This window comes from Bryocella elongata (genome assembly GCF_900108185.1).
GTDB classification, from domain to species: Bacteria; Acidobacteriota; Terriglobia; order Terriglobales; family Acidobacteriaceae; genus Granulicella; species Granulicella elongata.
Genome location: NZ_FNVA01000009.1, coordinates 216,682 through 237,761 on the forward strand (window position 1 = coordinate 216,682; position 21,080 = coordinate 237,761).

The following is a 21,080-nucleotide window of genomic DNA, read 5'->3' on the forward strand; positions in this document are numbered from 1 at the left end:
ACGGACGAAGATCCAGACCTCACGCTCAGTGTGCCGGCACGCTGCTTGTTGGCGTCACCCACATATAGAGAACCGTCTGATGGACTCGATCGCCATCGCGCCGCTCAAGGAATCGCTCCGTATTGAGCGAAGAGAAGCTGCGGCTCAGTCCTCCCATCGTGTCGTGAAAGAAGGCTGGCTGGGACGATCCGGCAGGTTGATCGGCTGAGGACGTAGCCGAAGCAACCTCGCCTGCGGCTTGCGAACCGGCGTCCTGCGCGCTGCCATCCTGCGCCGAGCTTGTTCCGGAGGCAGCAGCGAAACGAGAGCTGCCGCCCGTCGCACGATCCAGCGTGGAGGTGAGCTGCATGAAGGCCGGCCGCACCTGAGGCGGGCGGAACTCGGCGATGGTTGCAGCGGCGGCATGATGGCCGGAGCTCTTCGGCATAAGAGCCACGATGGACCTCACGATCTCTGCGTCGGTGCCCACTACCGCCGTGTTGCCACTGATCCCAAGAGCGACAGGAGTAGCCCCGGTCGCAACCAACATCGTGCCTCCCTCAACGGCCTGCTTCGACCACGAGACTCCGACTCCACCAACGGTCATGCGACTGCGCAAGCCATCGAGCACCGCGCGAGAGAGAGTGGCTTCATCCCACGGCCCGCTGCGACGAAGTACCACCGCGGAGTGAATGGGTAGGAACAGCGAAGTGGGCTGCGCCATTGAGCGGCTCACACTAAGCATCGCCGTGAGTGGTGCGGCCTTGAGCGCCTGTTGCAGTGGCGCGAGCCACGTGTCGGGAGATTCCTTCGGCGGCTGTATAGCGTCGATGCGAGTTTCGAGATCGGTCACGTCCCCGGACGGCGCTACCTCCAGCTCGGCTTCGGGCGCATATTCACTCTGCGTTTGCTGGGCAGCGGAGCGCTCCAGCACCTTGTCGCGAAGCTCGGTGATTGCCTGCTCCACGGTTGGATTGGAGCTTGCGCGGAAGGTTCCTGCATCCTGAGGTACAAGCTCAGCCAAGGCAGACGTGTCTTCGCTGTCGTAACTAAGGTTCGTTCCTGTTGCAGGCAGGAGCACGCGCTCTTCACGAAACTGTCCCGCCTCGCGGTAGAGGTCGATCTCGGCAGCACGATAGCGCCGCGTGTCCGAGATGTTGCGCTGGATCCAGTAGCTTTCGAACTGCGGCGTGTGTGCGATGCGAGCGAGATCGAGCTGCATGTGCAGGTCGCCATGCTGCGCAGGTGAGGCCTTCGCCGCAGCGTCATACCAGCCCTCCTCGACGAGGCTCGGCGCCTTCGTGGTGCCCTGCATCAACACCAGGGCATTGGCCAGAAGATCCTCGCGAGTGGCGATCAGCAGCCATTCTCCGCGCTGCGCAAACGCCACGGTGCGCTGTTGCCCGTTTGATCCGGAGTCCGAGCTCGCGAGGCCTCCGCTACGAACATAGAAGGTGGTGTCACCGGCCTTGCGCGCAGTGAAACGGGAGCGGTTCGCGAGCAGTTCGATGCCTTCACTCTGCCCGGACTTCAGATGCGTGATGTACACAAACTCGAGGTTGCCGATGTCATACCAGGCGAAGATGCTTTGCGTTCCGGCAACGGACTTGAGGAAAGGCGAGCCGAATTCGGTGCCAGCCGCAGCTCCGGCGAACTCCTGTTCGGCATCGGTGAGGCGGCCCCATAGACGCGAGTTGGAGAAGACGTTATAACTCGCGCTTCGCATCCACGCGGCCTGCTCCTGCGAGCTGTTCCAATCCGCGAGCAGCTTTGAGAAGTCCGGCGACTCGATGGTGAGCAGCGCGCCGGGAGGCAGATCCGCGGCTAGCCCTCGCGATGCGGACGCCCGCTGCTGTGCTGCCCAGATCCATGCCGAGGCCGCCAGCGTTGCCAGGCCAACTGCCACTATCACTCGTGACGTTTTCATGGCTGATCCTCTCTGCTCGATACAGCGACGTCATCCTCTGGAGGCTGCTCTAACCGCACTCGCACCACTGCCGCCTGTGCCAGTTCGCGATGAATCAACGGGCGCCTTGCGGCGTTCGCAGCATCGCGCCGCGTGAGGTCCTGGAGTTGCTCTATCTGCGCGAGCACCGGCTTCGCTGCGGGAACATCCCCCAGCACCGAGGCCTCGCGTTGCAGGGCGTTGATGGCCTGAGCGCGATCGTTGGTCGCGAGATATACCTCGGCCATTGCTTTGTCCAGATCCGCGTCCGCTGTGGAACTTGCCGTGGCACGGCCGCTCGATATAACCGAATCGTCCTGCGCATCAGCATTCATGGCATCCGCGCCGGCGTCGTTCGAACTCCACGGCTGCGCCGCCGGGGTCGAGCTGCGGACTGCCATCCACTCATCGAGCACCGTGCGAGCTTCACGCATCTGCCTGGTCGAGTACTCCGCAAGGAAGAGCTGCTGCCGCATCGCGTCGGCCCCCGGACCGAACGGTGCTATAGCGATTGCATCCTGGAGCAGGGTTCTCTTTGTCGCGGGATCGGATGTGTGTTCTGCCGCAGCGGCACGCGCGAGCGTGAAGTATGGTTGCGCGCTGGCAGACGCATCGAGGGTGTCCGAGGCGAGCAGATCAAGTTCCCCGCTACCGAGCCCATGACCGTCAGCATGAAGTGAGCGAAGATCTCGCGCAGCCCGCACACGGAGCGCATATGGAGCACTGTTGTCAGATGCGACGGCATGCAGAGCCGTAGCGGGCTGGCCCGCGTGAGCCTTGCTCTGCGCTTCCGCGAGCCGCACGGTGTAACTCATCTCCCAGGGAACGCTTGCCGCGAGACGCGTCAGGAACGGCAGTGCTTCCGCCAGATGATCGTTGCGTTCGAGAAGGCTCGCCGCACTATCGAGATTGCCCGCAGCATCTCCGCCACTCCGGATGAGAGCTTCGAGGGTCGCGACGGCATCGCTCACATCATCTGTCTTCAACCTGGCTTCGGCGAGGAGCAGATATTCCTTTGGAGTAAGTTCGTGTGCGCTCTGGGCGCGCGTGAAGACGAACTCCAGCACGGAGCGGGCAGGCTGGTACTCCTTCGCGGTTGACAGCTGTGCGGCCGCTGCCTCCAAGGCCGTCACGCCTGGCGCAGTCTCATCGTCAGCCGCATACGAAGCAAGCAACGCCGGCAAGCCACCGGAGCGCGCGGCAATGACGACCGCCGCCTGTTGAAAGGCGTCTTCGGCGCGCTCCTTGTCTGTAAGGGATTGCAACAGGCCATGCGCTTCGGAGGTCTGGCCATCCGCAAGATACAACGTGAGCAGGTTGCTGAGAATTCCGCTCCGCTTGTACTGCCAGGATGCGTAGTCTTCCGCGCGTGCAGGGTCCTTGCTCGCGGCACGGAGCAACTGCAGCTCGCGTTCCAGCACAGCGACTCGAGCCCGATCGACAAGCCACGGCTCCGCGTCGAGCCCATTGAGCACGTCGAACTCGGCTTTGGCGCTCGATGCCAGCGCGAAGAGATGCGAGAGGGCGACCTTCTGATCGGCCCACGCGCTGTACTCTGCGTGTAGCAGTTCCGTGGAACGGTACGATCCGTTACGCGCGAGGTAGGTGCGTAAGACATCCTCGCGTGCAGACTGTAGCTCCTGCGTGAGCCCGCGACGTGACGTATGCTGCGTGATCGCCGCGAAGTCGATCCAGAAGCTTTCAGGGACAGCTCCGCCCTTGTCTTCGAGGACGCGAAGATCACTATAGGCACGGCGCCATGCGGTGATCGCATCGGGCTTTCGGTTCATGTTCCACAACAGCGTTGCCGCGGCATCGTCGAGCTCGGCATTCTCGGGTGAGAGCTCGCGGGCATGGGCGATCTGCAACAATGCGGCCTCGGGATGACCGGCCTCTGCATAGGACGTCGCGAGTGTGCGGTAGCTATCGACGTCCGCCGATGACTCGAGGTCCGCTGCCATCGCGCTCTCGTAGTCAGCGTGCGTTCCTGGCAGTGACATCCACTGGCCATAGCGCGCGGCCAGATAGAACCACGGCACGCCCGTGAGCTCTTGAGTTGCATCAGGCTTGCGTTGAACTCGCTCGCCGATGCTGCGATCCCATGCGAGCGCGGAGCGGAAGGCTGCTCCGGCAGGGGGTGTTGCATCACCGACATAGAGCGACGCGAGGCCGTGATACTCCGCGCCCCAGATGGGCTCGAGCTTGCTGCCGCGGGCTGCGACGACCTGGAGAGACAACGGTGGCTGGACCTCTGCCAGCGCCGTGTTTGCGACGGTATCGGCAAAGGCGTCGTTGCTGCTCGATGCCAGTGCGATCAACTGCTGCGGGGCTCGCTGCACGATCTCACGTAAGACGATCTGCTGCGCACTCGCGTCGGTCTCGATGAGCGCGACCTGCTGATGCACCATCCGCAGGAGGGCGTCGGTGTCTCCCGTCGCCGCGGTTACACGCAGCATCTCGACCAGCGCATCTTCGCGTGTACCGGGCTTTGGCGCAGGACCAACGTACGTCGTCAGCGTCTGCAGGAGATCCTTGAAGCGAAGGCGCGCGTGCTGCAGCGAGATGAGAGGACGCAGCTGATCGCCGGACTGCTGATCCGCACTCAACAGGATATGTGTGCGCCAATGCTCTTGAAGCTCAGCCAGATGTGCCGTCTCGGCAGCGGGTATCCAACGCTGGCGGAGATCCTGGTTGCTCGCGCGTGAGCCCTGCGCCTGGAGCATCGCGGCAAAGGATGCGCGTTCCTCCGGCGTGTCATAGGCATCGGCGGTCCTGCACATCTCCTGCAGAGCATTGGTGAACGCAGCCGCGGCCTCCTGCTTTCGCATGGCGGTGTAGCGCGCACGCCATTCGGCGTCCGTTACGCCCAGCGGTCCCTGCTGCTTCAACTGAGCGAGCATGGCGTCGACGACCGGCGATGCCGTGGCCTCGTCGAGTGAGGCCTGCAGCGCTGTCATTGCTGCGGGAGCAGCCTGCGCCCGGGTCATGATGCGAGCGTAAGACGCTGCATCCGACTCCTCAATGCGACGGCCCTCCGCATGCAGAAGCTCAGCGCCGGCCATGCGCGCACCGAGCTCCGCATCATGCTGTGCCTGCGGAATCATGTTCCAAAGCTCAAGCTGCGCGGCGAGTGCGATGTAGTCGTGCGGCGTCGTCTGTGCGCCATGGAGGAAAGCGAGTTCGAGTGCAGCAATGGCGTCTGCGGTGCGACCTTGTCTAGCGCGTGTGCGAGCCGCGGCGATCATCCACTGCGGGTCCTGATAACTGAGCTGGTAGAGGCGTGTATCGTCAGCCACTTCATCGTCGAAGCGGCCGAGCGTGTCGTCGAGCGAAGCCTTCGCGGCATACCAGTCCGCACGATCTCGGCGGATCGCAATCGCATGCGCGTAGGCATCGACTGCCGCTGATGGATCGCTGAAGATGACCTGGCTGATCGCAAGCGCCACAAAGAATCGCGAGTCCCGTGGAGAGGCTTTTGTCGTGGTGGTGAGGAAGTCGAGCCACTGCTGCTTGCGGTCGTACCGGAGTGCATAGAGCGCTGCCTCGTTGATGAGGCCATCGTCTTCTGGATAGGCGCTGAGCAGAGCGATGTACTGATCCACTGCACCGGCGTAGCCCTTCGATCGTGTGAGCGCGGGGATCAGTCCGCGACGCAGCAATGCAGTGCGGGCCTTGCGATCCTCCGCCGGCATGGTGTCCGCGTGAAGTGCGTCGAGTCGTGCGTGATAGAAGCTGGCGAGCCCCGCGGGATCGTTGACGTAGGTGGCTGCCACCAGTGCGAGATCGCGGGTGTTGTAGGGATCATGCGCCAGCAAGGACTCCGCGATGCTCCGAGCCTGCACGGTGTCGCCTGCGCTGTTGGCCTTCTCCGATGCCTCGGCGAGGAACTGCTGCGAGAGCTCGGGCTGCGCTGCGTGGGCCGCTTCAAGCAGGACCTTCACAGCTTCCTGCTGGCGCTTCAACCGCCAATCGAAGTCGACCGTCGCACGCACCACACCGAGGATCTTTGGCTCATCGTGATAGACCGCATCGACGACGCGCGCGGCGTTTGCGTTGTCCCCCTGACCTTCATAAACGCCTGCAAGTGAATAGCGAAGCTGCAGGCGTTCCACGGGATCGGTGGCGAGCGATGCCTGGCGATCCAACGCGGCCTCCTGTACCGCAGGCTGGTCGTGCGCACCCGCGTAGCTCGCGATCTCTGCCGCTTCATCCTCCGTGGTAACGCGAGCCAGGGCCTGCGTGAGCAGGGGGCCGACCTCCTTCGCACGCTGCTGCTCTTCGAGCACGGCGATGCGCAGGCGAAGTGCAGCGACGCTCGGGTGCGAGGCCAGAGCCGCCGCAGTTGCGCTGTCGGCAAGCTTCGCCGTCGCGGGTCGATGGGCCAGTGTGAGCAGGCGCGTGCGCGCGGGACTGTAGGTGTCTTCCTCGGGACCACTCTCCAGCGACGCCGCAACATACTCTGTGATGGCTGCGGAGGAATCGTTCTTCGCTTCCGCGATGGCACCGGCTTCGTAACCAAACAGGGCTGGCCGAGCGAAGTGGGTGCGGCCCAGTTGAATTTCATGCAGGGCGTCGTCGAACTGGAAGTAGTCCCAGAAGACGGTCGCGGCTTCGAGGTAGGGCTGTGTCTCGCCGGGAGCGATCGCGGGGATACGACGCCAGTAGGCGGCTGAGGCAGCAAGGCTCTGCGGATTTCCGTCGGCATGATCAGCAAGGATGTCGCCGATGCGTTCGAGGCGCGCGGTGTCGCCCGGGTTGCTGGCCAGCAGACGATTTTCGATTGCGACCGCACTCGCGATCTTCGCAGCTGGCCCCATGGGATCGAGCCACGCCAGAGAGCGCTGCAGATCAGCGGCGCGGGTGCCCGTCTCTTCATCGGCAGGATACTGCTCCGCGAGCGACACGTAGAGAGGAGCGCTCTGCTCGAAGTGAGACCTCCACATCTCGGCTGTCGCGAGCTCGCGCACGGCAGCAGGATTCGACGGCGCGTCGCCCAGCTTCGCGACCTCGGCGTCGAGCTTGCCGCTCGAGCTGAGGAACTCGAAGTAGCGCTGCGTCAGCTCGGGCGACTCCCACCAGGTGTGACGCAGCAACGCCTCCCATGCAGCATCGTCACGCGTCGGCTTCGCCTGGTAGTCGTTCAGCAGGTTGTCGATGAAGACGGTGTCATGCGGGAAGCGGTCATGCGCGAAGAGATTGAGTTGCAGTGCGAGTTGCGGGCCTCCTCCGGACACAGTGCGGAACCATGTGTCGACCTGTGTGCCGTTGAAGATGCGGGTCACATTGCGTGTGAGCGTGGCATAGTCGTTGGTCCTCTTGTGGCGCAGGTAGAAGCGCGCGAGTTTGGAGTACCAGTCTTCGCCCTTGAAGCGCGCTATCGCGGTGCGGTACAGCTCTTCCGTCTGCGCGGAGAGATTGTTGCCCTCAAGGAATTGCGCGAGCCGATCGTAGATCGCGGGATCATCGGGTGAGCGATCGAGCTCATGCCGGAGCACGGCCAGAGCCTGCGGAAGTTGGCGGAGCTCCGTGAGGCGCGCGAGGTATCGCTCCAGCACCTGGCTATATTCAGAGGCGGCCTCGTTGGTCGGCAGCTGCGGGTCAGAGACGTTGAGTTCGAAGGCGGAGGATCGCTCGGCCTTTGACTTTGGAGTTGCAGGCGCATCCTGCTCCGATGGATTGAACTGTACGCGCGGGCCCGAGGAGAATCGCGGCGAGGCCGAGGTCAATGGCCTGGCGCCGGCCTGTTGCGAGAGCTCCGAGAGCAGGCGGTCATACAGTGCGAACTCGGCAGTGCTGTTCTTCTGGCGCGCATAGACGTCAGCCAACGCAAACGCAACACGAACGCGATCGTCTGCTTTGGGGAACGCGTCGAGGAATGCAGTTCCTTCCCGAATGACAGCAGGATCGTCACCATAGGCCACGTAGGCATCCAGCAACTTCGCATGCAGCGCCGGCCGGTCGGGAGATTGCGGCGCATCATGGTCAAGCTGCGCGAGTAACTCGGCGGCCTTGGCGCGATGGAAGTACGGTTGGGCCTTCGCATCCTCCTGCGCGTACTCGCTCTCAGGAGACTGCCCGTTGAGCCAGAGTGAGAGCACACCATTCCAGTAGCCGGGCCCCTGATCCAGCGTTGCGATGTCGCGATACATGCTGAGATTTCCTGCGCCGAGAGACGTACCAGCCTCAGGCGCAGAGAGCAGCACGTTCACCATGCCGGCGAGACCAGCTTCGTGCGCGCTGCGGCCATCGGTGAGCTGCCCCTTGGTCTCCGCGAGGGCGAAGTTGTAGCGGGCAGCTTCGGGATAGCTCGCCGTCAGGGTCGTGAGTTGAGCGAAGGTGTAGAGCTCCTGAGCGCTCCACGCTGCGTGACGCTGCTCTTTGCCCGCGCGATAGGAGTCGAGGCTGTCGAGCGCCTGTTGCAGCCTGCCCTGCTCGCGGTAGTAGGTGAAGACCCGCGCTTCGGCCTCGTAGTCATCCGGCTTCGCCTGGAGGCGGGCGTTAGCCTGCGAGAGGAAGTCGCGCGTGCGGTGAATGTCCGCGAGGAGTGCAAAGTAACTCTTCTGCAGGTCTTCAGGCCAAAGCGGCTGGAAGGCCGAGTCGTAGACCTCGAGCGCCTTCGCAGGCGCATCTTTACCGCCGGTGCGCAATGCGAGGAGAGCTTCAGCCTTTACGGGAAAGACCAACTCGTGCGGGAAGGTCGTGCGGTATCTCTGGATCCATTGTTCCGCTTCCGTGGCATGTGCGTGGTCGAGCTCCCACACGAAGGCATGCTGGTAGACGGGCTGCAGCGGATAACGTGCTGCCCAGCGCTGCAAGGCTGCACGCACGACCGCATCATCGAAGGCCTGCTCGTTGGCGAGCTCCATCGCGCGCTCGAACGCGTGCCAGCTGCGCTGGTTTGTGGGCGGAGTGGTCGCGTCACTTCGCGCGGGAGCGGACTCGCCGATCTTCAGCTGCTCTTCGAACTCGGCCTTGACCTGATGACGCCGCTGGTAGAAGTCAGCGAGCTCCACCATCGCAGCTGGCTGATCGGTGCTCTTTGCAACGTAGCTCTTCCAATCGGCCTCGGCACGATCGAACTGCTGCGCGGCCTCCTCCTGGCGGGCGCGCAGGCTATAGAGCGCGGGTGTGGGCTTCGCCGCTACGAGCTTGTCCAGCTCCGCAACGCTCTCTTTGGGCGGACGCGGGAAGAGCACCTCGACACCGGGCAGGGACATCGCGCGGTAGAGTGCAGCTTCGACCGGGGTATTCGCGATTGCGTGTTCCAGCCACTCCGACGTGGCCCCCGCGCGCAGACCTGCAAGAGCAGCTGCCGCGACGACGATGCCTGCACCGATGCGATACGAGGGACGATGGAAGAACCGAATGCTGTTAGGGGACGACATCGACTGTCACCTCCTGCGTTCCGAGGTTGTGGGCCACGTCCTCGGCTGTAACGGTGAGCTTGTACGTCCCCAGCGGCATATCTGCGGGCACGGTGAGGCGCGCTGCATTGGTGGCGAGCTGCGGGCTCCATCGCAACGTAACCGGGAGTGCGCCGGGCAATCGCGCTGTCAGCGTGCGGGTGCTCTGCGAAGCGTTGGCACGCAGGAGCACCGTCTCGCCGCGATGCAGGCGATTGGAAGCGAGCAGGACCTTCACCGTCGGCGGCGTGCTTGCGATGACGAAGCTCTTGTTCTCGCGATAGGTATTGCCACTACCATCGCGCAGGATGAGCCGCACGTCGTAGGTGCCATCGCGCATGTCCTCGGGGGCGAGGAAACGCGTCTCCCAGGCAAGGCCGCCAGTACCGTCGCGGTCCGGCGTGTCTTCGCCGGCAAGATGGCGTAGTTCTTTGGTGAGGCCGAAGGGGAAGATGGCGACGACCGAAGTAATAGCCGGATCGGTGCGCACGCGGAGGACAGGATCACCTGGCCGGATGACGCGCGGCCGCAGGAGCGAGCGTGGCACAGCGAGGAACGAGGTATACGGCGTGACGAGCTTGTAACGGCGAGCGAGGCGGATGATCTCGTCAATCGCGGCGCGCGATTCGCCGTCGCGGTTGATCTGCTCCAGCAGCGCATCGACGCGAGCCTGCGCCCAGAGACGCGGCAGCTGCAGATGGGCGGGCTCTGCGGCCGGCAGTTCCGCGCTGGCGTGCAGCGTGAAGATCTTGCCATCGCGGGAGCCGTGCGCGTCCATCGTCACCGAGGAGGGCCTGGCATACTGCCCGACCCAGGTTGCGGTCGAGCCGGGATAGACGCTCGACTCCAGCGGATAGACCATCTGCACAGCAGCGTTCGGCGAGACATCGAAAGCGAGGCCCGTTACCGGAGCGCGGGTGAGCTTGGCGAGGAAGGCCCGCAGGTGCAGATCGAGCGGCTCAGTCGATAGCGTGTGCTCGAGGAAGCCACCGTTCTTCGCGAGAAGTTGCAGCAGGCCGAGCTTCGCATCGTCGCCCACCGCGAAGACATCCGTGTGCGGTGGTTGCTTCATCGCCTTCCACTGCTTCGTGTAGTTCGCAGCGATGCGGCTAGTGAGGATCGTGTCGCCAAGATCGCTGCCACCATCGCTGAAAAGTACGAGCGAGCTGTTGGGCTGGGTGCATTGGGCCAGGCCATCATGCAGCGCCAAGCCCAGGTCGGTGCCTCCGCGCAGGTGGCTGGCACGAAGAAAGTCGAGCGCTTCGTTGACATGCTTTGCATCGGCGGAGACAGGCTGCTTCTGCCAGCGCTGTGTCTGCTGGTTGAAGAGGATGAGGTTGAAGTGGTCCGCTGGCGTGAGGGTGTGCAGCAGCGCCTCGGTGGCGGCATAGCTGCGCTCCAGCTTCTCCCATTGCATGGAGAGCGAGGTATCGAAGAGCACAACGATATTGCGCGGAGGTCCGACTGGCGCGGTGCCAGAGGATGCTGCGGAGTCAGCGAGCAGCGCGCTGGCCTGGAAGAAGCCGGGCTCGGGTCCAGCAGGTGGTCTTGGGGACGTCTCGTCGACTTGTGGGGCAGGCGGTGCAGGATCTCGATGCGTGATGACGGTGAGGGCATCAGTTCCGGAGGAAGCGAAGGTCCACGCGGCGCCCATGTCTTCACCAAGCGAAAGGTTCTCCGCTGCGAGGTCAGCGGTGAGGCCGTGGTCATCCTGCTGCGCGATCTTGAAGCCGTAGCCGCCCGTGAGCGCGAGCTTGGACAACGGGTGTGACGAGTGAATCACCATGTGCGCATGGAAGTGGTGCACGCTCTGCGTCCCCGCGGCGTCCGGCTTGATGGGCAGCACGAATCCCTGAGCGAGAGCGGTGGCCTCAAGGCGCTGGTGGTATTCGAGCTCCAGCCGCTTGGTTCCCCACGCGGGGATGGGCACGATCTTTGCGGTGAAGAGCGTGCGCTCGGCGGGGTCTGCGCCGGAGCGCTCGCCCATCTGCAGCAGGCCGGGGTCGATGGCCTGCGCCTTGGCCTCGGCGTAGACCTCCTGCGCGCGTTTGCGCTCCAGCACCACGGCGGGGATGCGCACGGCACCGTCCCACACGGCGAAGTCCGAGACGGTGGCCTCCGACGGCAACGGGAAGCGGTAGACGCCCTCCTGCGCAAGGCCGGTGTGGTTGAGGAAGATCTGCGTCATGAAGATGCGGGCGTCGCCGTCGTCGATGGTGATGTCGACGGTCATCTCTTCGAGCGAGAGCACCTTCGGGTCGGGCGTGTCCTTGTCGCCGGGGAGGAGGACACCCGTCTGCGCGAGAGCGGGCAGCAACGTCATAGGCAGCAGAGCAGCGAGCAGCAATCGTGAGAGGTGGTGGCTCATTGGATCAACTTCTCTTCCTGGATGCGAACAAGTCCGTTTTCCGTCCCAACGTACAACTCTCCGTTGTGGCTGGCCAGAGCCGTAACGTTCAGCGAGGGCAGACCCGCGGTCACCTGCGACCACCGCGCCGCACCCGCGGAGTAGACCCAAAGGCCGTGATCGAGCGAGCCTGCATACACCCGCCCACCTGAAACCAGCAGGGCGTTGGGATTGACGATGAGGTCCCGCGGCGCGCCGTCCATCGGCTGCACCTTGCCTGCCGCGTCCATCCGCTGGAGCCCGCCGCCATAGGTGCCGATGACGTAGCTGTCCCCCACCGGCGCGATCGCTGTAATCCAGTTGTGATGCAGTCCCGAGTTGGAGACGGTGAGATTGTGTTCGACCGCGTCGCGGCGCAGCACCGAGATCCCGCCCAGCGTACCCGCGAGCAGCGTGTCGCCAGTGCTTGCGAGCGCGTAGACGTGGTTGTTGACGAGCCCCTGGAAGGCATAGACGCTATCGATGCCGCTCTCGCGGACGAAGCTTAGGCCAGCAGGGGTCGCCACGGTCATGCCTGCGGTGGTGAAGGCGATATCGTTAACGTGATCGCTGAGCAGGCCATCGCGGCGGCCGAGAACCTGGCGCGGCTTGCCGCTGCGGTCGAAGAGGACGAGGCCGTTGGCGGTGGCGACGTCCATCGTTCCGCGCAAGGGATCCGCGACGATGCGGTTGATGCAGAAGAGATGATCGTTCTCAAAATGATGCGCGCTGGCCAGCGCGGGATCGAGCACATCGAGCCCGTGGTCGAAGCTGCCGACCCACAAGCGGCCGTCGGCGTCGAAAGCCAGCGCCGCGACGTTGCGGTCGGCGAGCGTGGCAGTGGCAGCCGTTGCGATGGGAAGCCACGCTGCGCCGTGGTGCTCAAAGACCCCACTGGGGCGCACGGCGTAGAGCGTGCCATCGGGCGTGGCGAAGAACTGGGCGTCGTGAGCGTCCGCGGCTGCAAGCGATGCGGGACGGATCCGCGCGCGAGCTTCGCCCAGCGGGAGCTGCACCGTCCCTTCGCCATAGGCCGCGAGCGTCAGCGTATCTGCGTCGGCGTGGAGCGCGTGGGCGAAGGTGCCGCGGGCCAGCACGCGCTTGGGGCGTCCGTTCTCAAACTCGGCAACACCCACGGGTGTTGCCGCGAAGACGTGATCGCCACTGGCCGTCAACGCAGCCACATGCGGATCCGGGAGCTCGGCCTCGTAGTGATCGGTCACGCCGGCGTGGGTGTGCAGGACGCCGTGCTCCTCGGTGCCAGCCCAAACGTCCTCGCCCACCGCGGCCAGGGAGGTGATCGCAGCGGCCGCGTACTCGGGCCGATAGAGCTGCAGTGAGCCGCCGTCGAAGAGCAACACCCCGCGATCGTGAGTTCCGATCAGGAGATCGCCGCTGTCCAGCGTCGCCAGCGCGGTCACATCGCGCAGCGCGGCTTCCTCTGGCAGTATCTGGCGAAAGGTCGCTGAGTGGGGGTCGTAGATCAACAAGCCGGCGCCGTGCGTTGCGATGAGCAACTGCGTGTGCTCGGCGCCGCGCAGCCTGGCTGCGACGACACTGACGAGCGGCGCGGCGGGAAGCTCCTGCCCGACGCGGAACGTCCGCTTCGCTTCGCCGTTCTGGTACTCGACGAGACCGCCGGAGCCTGCGACGTAGAGGCTTTCGCCGATCACCGCGGCTGAACGGAAGGCTGGGGGTGCGGCGAGGGCCTCGAAGCCGGGATTTGCTGCAGGCTGCAGCGGACCGAGACGGTAGCGCAGAGAGTGAGTGGCCTGCACCTGCTGCTCGCTTTGCCGCAGGACGTGCCGCATGTGCAGGAAGAACGCAGCTCCGCCGGTGAGCAGCACCGCTGCGGTCGTGAGTGAGATCGATTGTCGAGAGACGCGCATGGTGGACGGAAGGTCCGGGTCGAGGTGAGTGGAACTGTACCACGAGGCTTGCTTGTGGCAAGTGAGGAGTCAAAGAAAGACTCGCAGTTGCCCCATGTGACGCAGCGTCTCACGAAAGGGCAGCGTAAGTGTGAAGAAATATTTGCGAGTGACTTATCCGGCATCAACGGTGGCATGATGCGGAGCTGAGTTTCAGCGGCCAGAGGTGCGGCCGGGGGTTGGAAGCCGGCTTGGGTGAGGTGAGTGTTCCACTCTGCTCAGCAACACAAAAGGCGCGAGCTGATTGCTCGCGCCTCTTGTATATCGCTTACATGATCGCTTATGCCTGCAGGAACTGCACATCCAGCGTGATCGTGACGTCTTCCCCGATCAGGATGCCACCCGTTTCGAGCGCTGCGTTCCAGGTCAGGCCGAAGTCCTTGCGGTTGATCTTCGTCGTGGCCTCGAGGCCGATGCGGGTGTTGCCGTAGGGATCCTTGCCGGGAGCGCTGGGGCCTTCGACTTCGAACACCACCGGCTTGGTGACGCCGTGGACGGTCAGGTCGCCGGTCACCTTGTACTCGCCTTCGCCTTCCTTCTCGACCTTGGTGGACTTGAAGGTCATGTGGGTGTGCTTGTCGGCTTCGAAGAAGTCGGCGCTCTTGAGGTGGCCGTCGCGCTGCGGATCGCCGGTGCTGAGGGTGTCCATGTCGATGGTCGCTTCGATCGAGCTGTTGGCCGGATCGGTGGCGTCTTCGACGAGGGTTCCGGTAATCCCGCTGAAGGAGCCCTTCACGTTCGAGATCATCATGTGCTTTACCTTGAACGACGCGCTCGAGTGGGCGGGATCGATCTTCCAGGTGGTGGTCGACATTGCAATTCTCCTTTGGCGATTAGCCGATGTGGCATTCTGCCGGTGGTGTTTGGATGCCCGGCCCGAAGTCCGGCGTGACTCTTTCGGGTGGGGAAACGATGAAACTTCAGTAAAGGCGGTGTTACGCGAGAGCCTGGCGAAGCAGGTCTCTACCCAGCCAGATCTCGTCCTGCGTGATCGTGTGGGGCCGGCCGGGATAGCGCTTGGTCGTGACCTCGGCGCCCAGTTGGCGAAGCATCGCTGCAGACTCCTCCACCCGCGTCCAGGGCACGTGCGGATCGGGATCGCCGCTGAGCAGCAGAGCTGGCGTTCCGGCCAGAGGCGAGCCGCTGACTCCGGTACCCGACAGCTTCGTTCCGGGCGCACCGATGAGGCCGCCGGTGAAGGCGATCAGCCCGGCGTATTTTGCCGGATGGCTCGCGACGAACTCCGTCGAAAGGCACGCACCCTGCGAGAAGCCTGCAATCACGATGCGGTCCGGGCCGAAGCCCTTCTTCGCCAGCGACGCAACAATGGATTCGATCTTCGCCAGCGCCGAACTCAGGTACGGCTCGTTGGCCTCGCGCGGCGCGAGGAACGACTGAGGGTACCAGGTGTGTCCCGCGGCCTGCGGAGCGATAAAGGCCACGTCCGGCACGCTGAAGGCCTCGCCCAGGCCGAGGATGTCCTCGGCCGAGGCTCCACGGCCGTGCAGCAGCACGACCGCAAGCTTTGCCTTGTCCAGTGGAGCGCCGGCCTGGAGCACCGGCGTTCCCGCATGCGGATCAGCTACTTGTTTAGGATCGAGAGTCGCGTTCATGCCTGCACCTCTTCCTTGGCTTCCGCCTTCACGGCCTTGTGGAGCGTGATCGGCGTCAGCGCCTTGTCGATCTGGTCATAGTGCGGCTGCAGCCAGGCCGGGACGCGGAGCGCCTCGCCGAGGGATTCGAGCGGTTCGTCCACGGCAAAGCCGGGGATGTCGGTGGCGAGCTCGAAGAGCACGCCGCCGGGCTCGCGGTAGTAGATGGAGCGGAAGTAGTCGCGGTCCATCACGGGCGAGACGCCGAGGCTCTCGCTGATGACCTTGAGCCACTCTTTCTGGTCCGCATAGTCCTCGCTGCGGAAGGCCACATGGTGCACGGTGCCCGCTCCCATCCGGCCACGCGGCGCGGCGGGATCGACGACGACGTCGATGCGGTGCGCCAGGGCGTCGCCAGCGACCTCGAAGCGAACGCGGCGGCCCTCTTCGGCGACCTTGGAGTAGCCCATCAGCTTCAGGGCAGACTCCGTCGGAGCGAGATTGCGCTCCAGCAGGGTGACGCCGTAGAAGCCGCGCACGGCGACCTCGTCCGGAACGTCAGCGAAGCGGGGGTTCGCGAAGGCGGACTCAACCGCCGCAGCCTCGGCGTTGCCGACCAGCTCGATCTTCATGCCGTCGGGGTCCGAGAACTCGAGGACGACCTTGCCGAAGCGCTCATGCTTGGCTTCGATGCGGACGTCGTTGGCCTCCAGGCGTTGCTCCCAGTATTCGATCGCGCTGACCGGGACGCTGAAGGCGGTGTGCGAGACCTCTCCCGCACCGAGTGTGCCGCGATTGGCGTTCGGCCAGGGGAAGAAGGTGAGGATCGTGCCCGGCTTGCCGGCGTCGTCGCCGAAGTAGAAGTGATAGGTGCCGGGATCGTCAAAGTTGACGGTCTTCTTCACGAAGCGGAGACCCAGGACCTGGGTATAGAAGTCGAGATTGCGCTGCGGGTCGCTGGCGATCGCTGTAACGTGGTGGAGTCCTACGATGGGCTTGGTGGCCATGGCTGTTTTTCTCCTTCGTGCCATTTCTCTTACGCTCAATATGATTCGACATCGAAGTAAAAGATTCAGACGGTCCAGCTGGATTCGCAAGCTGCTGATTCCAGATGGAGCTCGCCAGGGCCAGAAGAATCGTTTGCATCTTGCTTCGACGCCGAAGCATCCTTCAGAGTGCCATGTCGAAGACAGAACAGACCGGGAATGACACTACGGGGCCGAAGCTCTGGGTGGTTCTCGCGCGGGCGTATGGGGCCCTCGCGCACTATGTAGAGCAGTGCATCGCAGCCGAGGGCCTTTGCCTGAGCGACTTCATGATGCTGGAGGTGCTGCTGCACAAGGGCCCGCTGAGCATCTCGGCTATCGGGGAGAAGGTGCTACTGACCAACGCCTCCATGACCGCCGCGACCGACCGGCTGGAGAAGCGGGGCTTTGTCGAGCGGCACAACTCCGAGGAAGACCGGCGCAGCAAGATCGTGACGCTGACGCCTGAGGGCCGCACCTTTATCAGCGAGCTCTACGAACGGCACGTGAAGGATATTGAGGCGGTGACTTCGGTCCTGAGCCAGAAAGAACAGAACAAGATGCGCGGACTGCTGAAGACGCTGGGGCTGGCGGCCAAAGAGGCTTCGGAACGGAAGCGCGAGGCTGCCGACGCCGAAGCGAGCGCACCTATTAAGGACCGCGCGCGCGTAAAGAAAGCCTGAGCCAGTCGAACGGCGGCCTAGCCCTTGACCTGAACCCGGCCGCCCTCGACCTGAACGGGGAACATCTTCAGGTGTTCCCCCGGCGAGGACACGCACTCGCCGGTAAGCGCATTGAAGACCATGCCGTGCCAGGGGCAGGAGAAGGTGTGGTCGGACGCGATCTCGGCGCGGGCCATGGAGAGCCCCATGTGGGGGCATTCGTCCAACAGGCAGCGGATCTCGTCTCCGGCGCGGACAAAGAGGACATCCTTGCCGCTGACCTTCCCGCGCAGTGGCCGTGCCTCGGGAATCTCGCTGACGAGGGGCCCAGTCACCCAGTGTTGATCCGACAACCAAACCTCCTGATGTAGCCGCGGCTCGCCCTGAGGCTACGGCTTCTGCTTCGCGATGCCGCCGCTGGTGACGTGGCGGAGGATGAACTCCTGGAAGAGAGTCCCGATGGCGCCTTCGCCGATGCCGATGATGCTGTTGGTCAAACGGACCTGGGCGCTCTGCTGGCTGGTGGCCGGGTAGTAAAGCGTCGAGATCTCCGCCGAACCAATGTTCCCCAGGACATTGGAGAAGTTCGGCTGCCAGTGGCCGTTGTCCCCTTTGCACATCACCGTGGTCGAGATGGCATACAGGGCCCGGTGCACGACGTTGCCGTGCCCCAGGTAGAAATAGCGCGGGTCCTGGTGGAAGAGTGATGGGAAAAAGGCCGCGCCCAGGAAGGTTGCGGAGAGCTTGTCGCCGTAGGTTGCGGCGTAGCGCTGGCCGTACCCTCCCATTCCCTGCCCGTAGCCGGAAAAGTTGTTGTTGGCCTGCTCGATACCCGCGGTGACGCCGGTGGTGAAGAAGGTGACGGGGTCGACGCTGACGACGGCGGCCAACTTGAACTTCTGCTTGCGGGTCAGCGGCATGGGGTGCTTCTCGTAGCTGACGAAGAAGTTGGGCAACACGCCAAGGATGCGCTGGTGCTCTTCGTTGGTGATCTGCTGTTCGGCCAGGTCCTCCACCGTGATGGCGGTGACAGCGGTGGTGATCTCCTCAACGCCCAGTTCCACTCGTTCAAGGATCACAGCCTGCTGCGGCGCAACGTCAAAATCCTTCACTTTCCATGGGGAGAAGCCCTTGGCCGAGATGTGCACACGGTAGGTACCCGCCGGCACCCTCTCGAACCTGTAGGCTCCTGCCTGATCGGTGACGCTCTCGGTGTGAGTCTCGCCGGTCCTGGCGTTGATCAGCGTCACTTTCGCGTTGGGGATCAGTGCTCCGTCGATGTCCGTGACTTCGCCACCTACCGTTCCAGCGTCGGGAGCATCGGGGAGCTCTACTGCGGGAGTTCCCAGGGCAGTCGGCGGCGGCGCGGCGTTCGGTGCAGGGACAGGACGCTGAGCAGGCAATCGCCCCACCGCACCGAGCAGCACGCCCGCACCCAGCGTCAGCCAGAAGGGGCGGGGCCGCGATCTGCGCTGCAGCCGGATGAAACGATGCATAAGGCCCTTTCGTGACGAGGAGGGTAAGGGGCCAACTCTCGCCGGGACAATGACTCGTGGCACGCATGGCTCACGTAACTCAGAGGATACCCGCAGTCTGATGGACGGCAACAGGACCCAAATGGTTGCGGGGAGCAACGGACATGCGCCAGTGCGGTAGCCTTGAGTGCAGATGCGCGCCTTCGTGTCCTTGCCGTTCGCTTCACCCCTGCTGTTCGCTTTGAGCTTGCTGCCCGCCGCGGCGCTCCCTGCCTGTGCGCAGCAGCCTTCTCCGCAGGCGATGGGGACGATCTCGACGGCCGACGCGAAGATTGCCGGCGGCCTGGAGGTGCTGGGATCGAAGGCCCAACTGGTCAGCAATGCGTCCATCACGGCCTATGACCACACGGCGGAGTTGGACCTCAACCGCGGCGGCGATGTGCTGGTGTGCTCAACGAGCCAGTTCCACCTGCTGCGTGCCGGGGTTGGCCCGGCACTGCTCTTCGGGCTGGATCGCGGCGCCATCGAGATTCACGCGAAGACCGCACAGGACGATCTGATCCTGACGCCGGACCTGCGCTTCACGCTGGAGACCGGCGGCACGCTGAACCTGAGCCTGCGCGTGACCCGCAACGGCGACACCTGCGTCGACAACGCCGGGGCTAACGCTCCGACGATGCTGCTGAATGACTCGTTCTCCGCAGCGGTCTATCGTCTGACGGCCGGGCAGCATGTGCTCTTTGAGCATGGCAGCCTGCGCGAGGTGGTGGACAGCGAGACCTCCGCTTGTGGTTGTCCGGAGCCAACGCCGATCCCGGGTTCGATCTCGGCCAGCGCCGCAGCAGCGATGACGCCAGCCCAGCGCGCGGCGCTGGAGCACCCGTTTCCCGCCGCAGCCAGCCAGGATCTGGCCACGACGCCAGCACCGGCAATCGAGCCACAGAAGCCTGGTGAGGCTCACGTGCAGATCTCGTCGACGCTGGTGTACACGCCGGGGCAAGCTCCTCCGGCGGAGAGCTCTCCTGCGGGCGAAATGCCCGTGTCGCCGACCGGAGAGCCGCCGGCCTATGCCAGCCCCAGCGGCAAAGGACCCGACCAGGGGCCGCCGCCGCAGACGCCGCCAGCGCCAAAGGACTTCTTCCACGCCATCGGCAGGTTCTTCCATCGCATCTTCCATCCGGGAGACAAGAAAGCCGACCCTACAACGACCACCCTGCAGAAGTAGCGGGATCACTGGACACCTTCCACACCGCTCCGATACCTTGCGGAGGCTCGCGCGCATCTCCATGGCACGCACCTCAATACCGCAAAGGGACCGGACGAATGAACAGGCGAGAGTTCTTGAAGACGACCAGCTCCATCACCGCAGGCGCCATGCTTACCGGAAGTTCGGTTGCCCAGAGCGTGACCGCACCACACCAGGGTGCGCACACCAACTGGGCGGGTAACTATACCTTCACCGCACCCCAAGTGGACCACCCGGCCAGCGCGGAGGAGGTGCGGAAGCTCGTGGTGGCGGCGAAGCATGCCAAAGCTCTCGGCTCCGGGCACTCGTTCAATAACATTGCGGATACGGCCGGCGACCAGCTGGGAATGCTAACGCTCGGCGGCATGGCGCTGGACGCGCAGGGCAAGACAGTCACCGTGGGAGCGGGCGTGAAGTATGGCCAGTTCGCTCCGTGGCTGGACCAGCAGGGGTTTGCGGTACACAACCTCGCTTCCCTGCCGCATGTGACGGTGGCCGGAGCGTGCGCCACCGGGACGCATGGATCGGGCATCCGCAACGGATGCCTGTCGACGGCGGTGGAAGCCTTCGAACTAGTGGACGCAAGTGGCGAAGTGCATACGATCTCGCGGGCGGCCAATCCGGATATCTTTCCGGGCGCGGTCGTCGCGCTGGGAGCGCTGGGAGTAGTGACAAGAACGACGTTGCGCGTCGTGCCACGCTTCGACATCGCGCAGGTGGTGTACGAGAATCTCTCCTTTGACCAGCTCGAGCACAACTTCGACGCGATCATGGGATCCGGCTACTCGGTGTCGCTGTTCACGACGTGGCAGGGACATCGCGCGAATCAGGTCTGGCTGAAGCAGCTTCCTGGAGACCATACGCCGCTGCCGGGCAACTATCCGGCAGAGCTCTATGGCGCGTCGATGCAGGTGACGAAGCTGCATCCGGTCCCCGGCCACGAGGCTACGGCGTGCACCGATCAGTTCGGCCAGCCCGGCCCCTGGTATGAGCGGCTGCCGCACTTCAAGATGAACTTCACTCCTTCGAGCGGCAACGAGATCCAGACCGAGTACTTCGTTCCGCGGGAACACGCGTACCAGGCGATCCTGGCGGTGGAGAAGCTGCGCGACAGGATCACGCCGCACCTGTTCATCACCGAGCTGCGCTGCATCGCAGCGGATGACCTATGGATGAGCATGGCCTACCAACAGGACTCGCTGGCCATCCACTTCACCTGGAAGCCCGAACCGGCAGCCGTAAACGCGGTGATTCCGCTGATCGAGCAGGCGCTGAAGCCGTTCCGCCCCCGGCCGCACTGGGCGAAGGTGAATACGATTCCTGCCAGCGATCTGAAGGCGGCTTACCCGCGCTATGGCGACTTCGTGGCGCTGGTGAAGAAGTTCGATCCGCAGGGCAAGTTCCGGAACGCGTACCTGGAGCGAGTTCTGTAATGGTGT

General features: G+C 64.1%; 12 protein-coding genes. 3 read left to right on the forward strand and 9 right to left on the reverse strand.

Features of this window, described 5'->3' with window-relative positions; translation table 11 throughout:
* Positions 1 to 25: 25 nt before the first annotated feature.
* The 7 genes from C4S68_RS21890 to C4S68_RS21920 all read right to left on the reverse strand — a co-directional run bounded on the left by C4S68_RS21890 (position 26) and on the right by C4S68_RS21920 (position 16,240).
* Positions 26 to 1,906 carry a hypothetical protein gene (locus C4S68_RS21890; protein ID WP_146072271.1) on the reverse strand — a complete coding sequence of 627 codons (1,881 nt, stop codon included), beginning with the start codon at positions 1,904 to 1,906 and terminating at the stop codon, positions 26 to 28.
* Entirely contained in the window at positions 1,903 to 9,309 is a 7,407-nt protein-coding gene (locus tag C4S68_RS21895; protein WP_103935249.1) for a tetratricopeptide repeat protein, read from the reverse strand. The genes C4S68_RS21890 and C4S68_RS21895 overlap by 4 nt, the downstream gene beginning before the upstream one ends.
* A complete protein-coding gene (locus C4S68_RS21900) occupies positions 9,296 to 11,695 on the reverse strand; it encodes a VIT domain-containing protein (protein WP_103935250.1) in 2,400 nt (799 codons plus the stop codon). The genes C4S68_RS21895 and C4S68_RS21900 overlap by 14 nt, the downstream gene beginning before the upstream one ends.
* The gene (locus C4S68_RS21905; RefSeq protein ID WP_103935251.1) at positions 11,692 to 13,602 is read right to left on the reverse strand and encodes a two-component regulator propeller domain-containing protein; all 1,911 of its coding nucleotides are present in this window, start codon (positions 13,600 to 13,602) and stop codon (positions 11,692 to 11,694) included. Before C4S68_RS21905 ends, C4S68_RS21900 begins: the two co-directional genes overlap by 4 nt.
* Before the next feature lie 319 nt (positions 13,603 to 13,921).
* Complete coding sequence (locus C4S68_RS21910) at positions 13,922 to 14,455, reverse strand: YceI family protein (RefSeq protein WP_103935252.1); 534 nt, start codon at positions 14,453 to 14,455, stop codon at positions 13,922 to 13,924.
* A 121-nt stretch (positions 14,456 to 14,576) separates the two neighbouring features.
* Positions 14,577 to 15,254, reverse strand: a complete 678-nt coding sequence (locus C4S68_RS21915; protein ID WP_103935253.1) for an alpha/beta hydrolase — start codon at positions 15,252 to 15,254, stop codon at positions 14,577 to 14,579.
* Positions 15,251 to 16,240, reverse strand: coding sequence for a ring-cleaving dioxygenase (locus C4S68_RS21920; protein WP_103935254.1), 990 nt, complete (start codon positions 16,238 to 16,240; stop codon positions 15,251 to 15,253). Before C4S68_RS21920 ends, C4S68_RS21915 begins: the two co-directional genes overlap by 4 nt.
* A gap of 173 nt (positions 16,241 to 16,413) precedes the next feature.
* On the opposite strand from C4S68_RS21920, the gene C4S68_RS21925 reads away from it, so the two are divergent.
* Complete coding sequence (locus tag C4S68_RS21925; RefSeq protein WP_103935255.1) at positions 16,414 to 16,941, forward strand: MarR family winged helix-turn-helix transcriptional regulator; 528 nt, start codon at positions 16,414 to 16,416, stop codon at positions 16,939 to 16,941.
* A 17-nt stretch (positions 16,942 to 16,958) separates the two neighbouring features.
* Here the strand turns inward: C4S68_RS21925 and C4S68_RS21930 are convergent, their stop codons facing one another.
* Together C4S68_RS21930 and C4S68_RS21935 are read right to left on the reverse strand one after the other, a co-directional pair.
* Complete coding sequence (locus C4S68_RS21930) at positions 16,959 to 17,273, reverse strand: Rieske (2Fe-2S) protein (RefSeq protein ID WP_103935256.1); 315 nt, start codon at positions 17,271 to 17,273, stop codon at positions 16,959 to 16,961.
* A gap of 36 nt (positions 17,274 to 17,309) precedes the next feature.
* Positions 17,310 to 18,416, reverse strand: coding sequence for a carboxypeptidase-like regulatory domain-containing protein (locus C4S68_RS21935; protein ID WP_103935257.1), 1,107 nt, complete (start codon positions 18,414 to 18,416; stop codon positions 17,310 to 17,312).
* 172 nt (positions 18,417 to 18,588) lie between these two features.
* Between C4S68_RS21935 and C4S68_RS21940 the strand changes: the two genes are divergently transcribed.
* Both C4S68_RS21940 and C4S68_RS21945 read left to right on the forward strand, forming a co-directional pair.
* A complete protein-coding gene (locus C4S68_RS21940; protein WP_103935258.1) occupies positions 18,589 to 19,620 on the forward strand; it encodes a nuclease in 1,032 nt (343 codons plus the stop codon).
* 116 nt (positions 19,621 to 19,736) lie between these two features.
* Positions 19,737 to 21,074, forward strand: coding sequence for a D-arabinono-1,4-lactone oxidase (locus C4S68_RS21945; RefSeq protein WP_235011789.1), 1,338 nt, complete (start codon positions 19,737 to 19,739; stop codon positions 21,072 to 21,074).
* Positions 21,075 to 21,080: the final 6 nt, after the last annotated feature.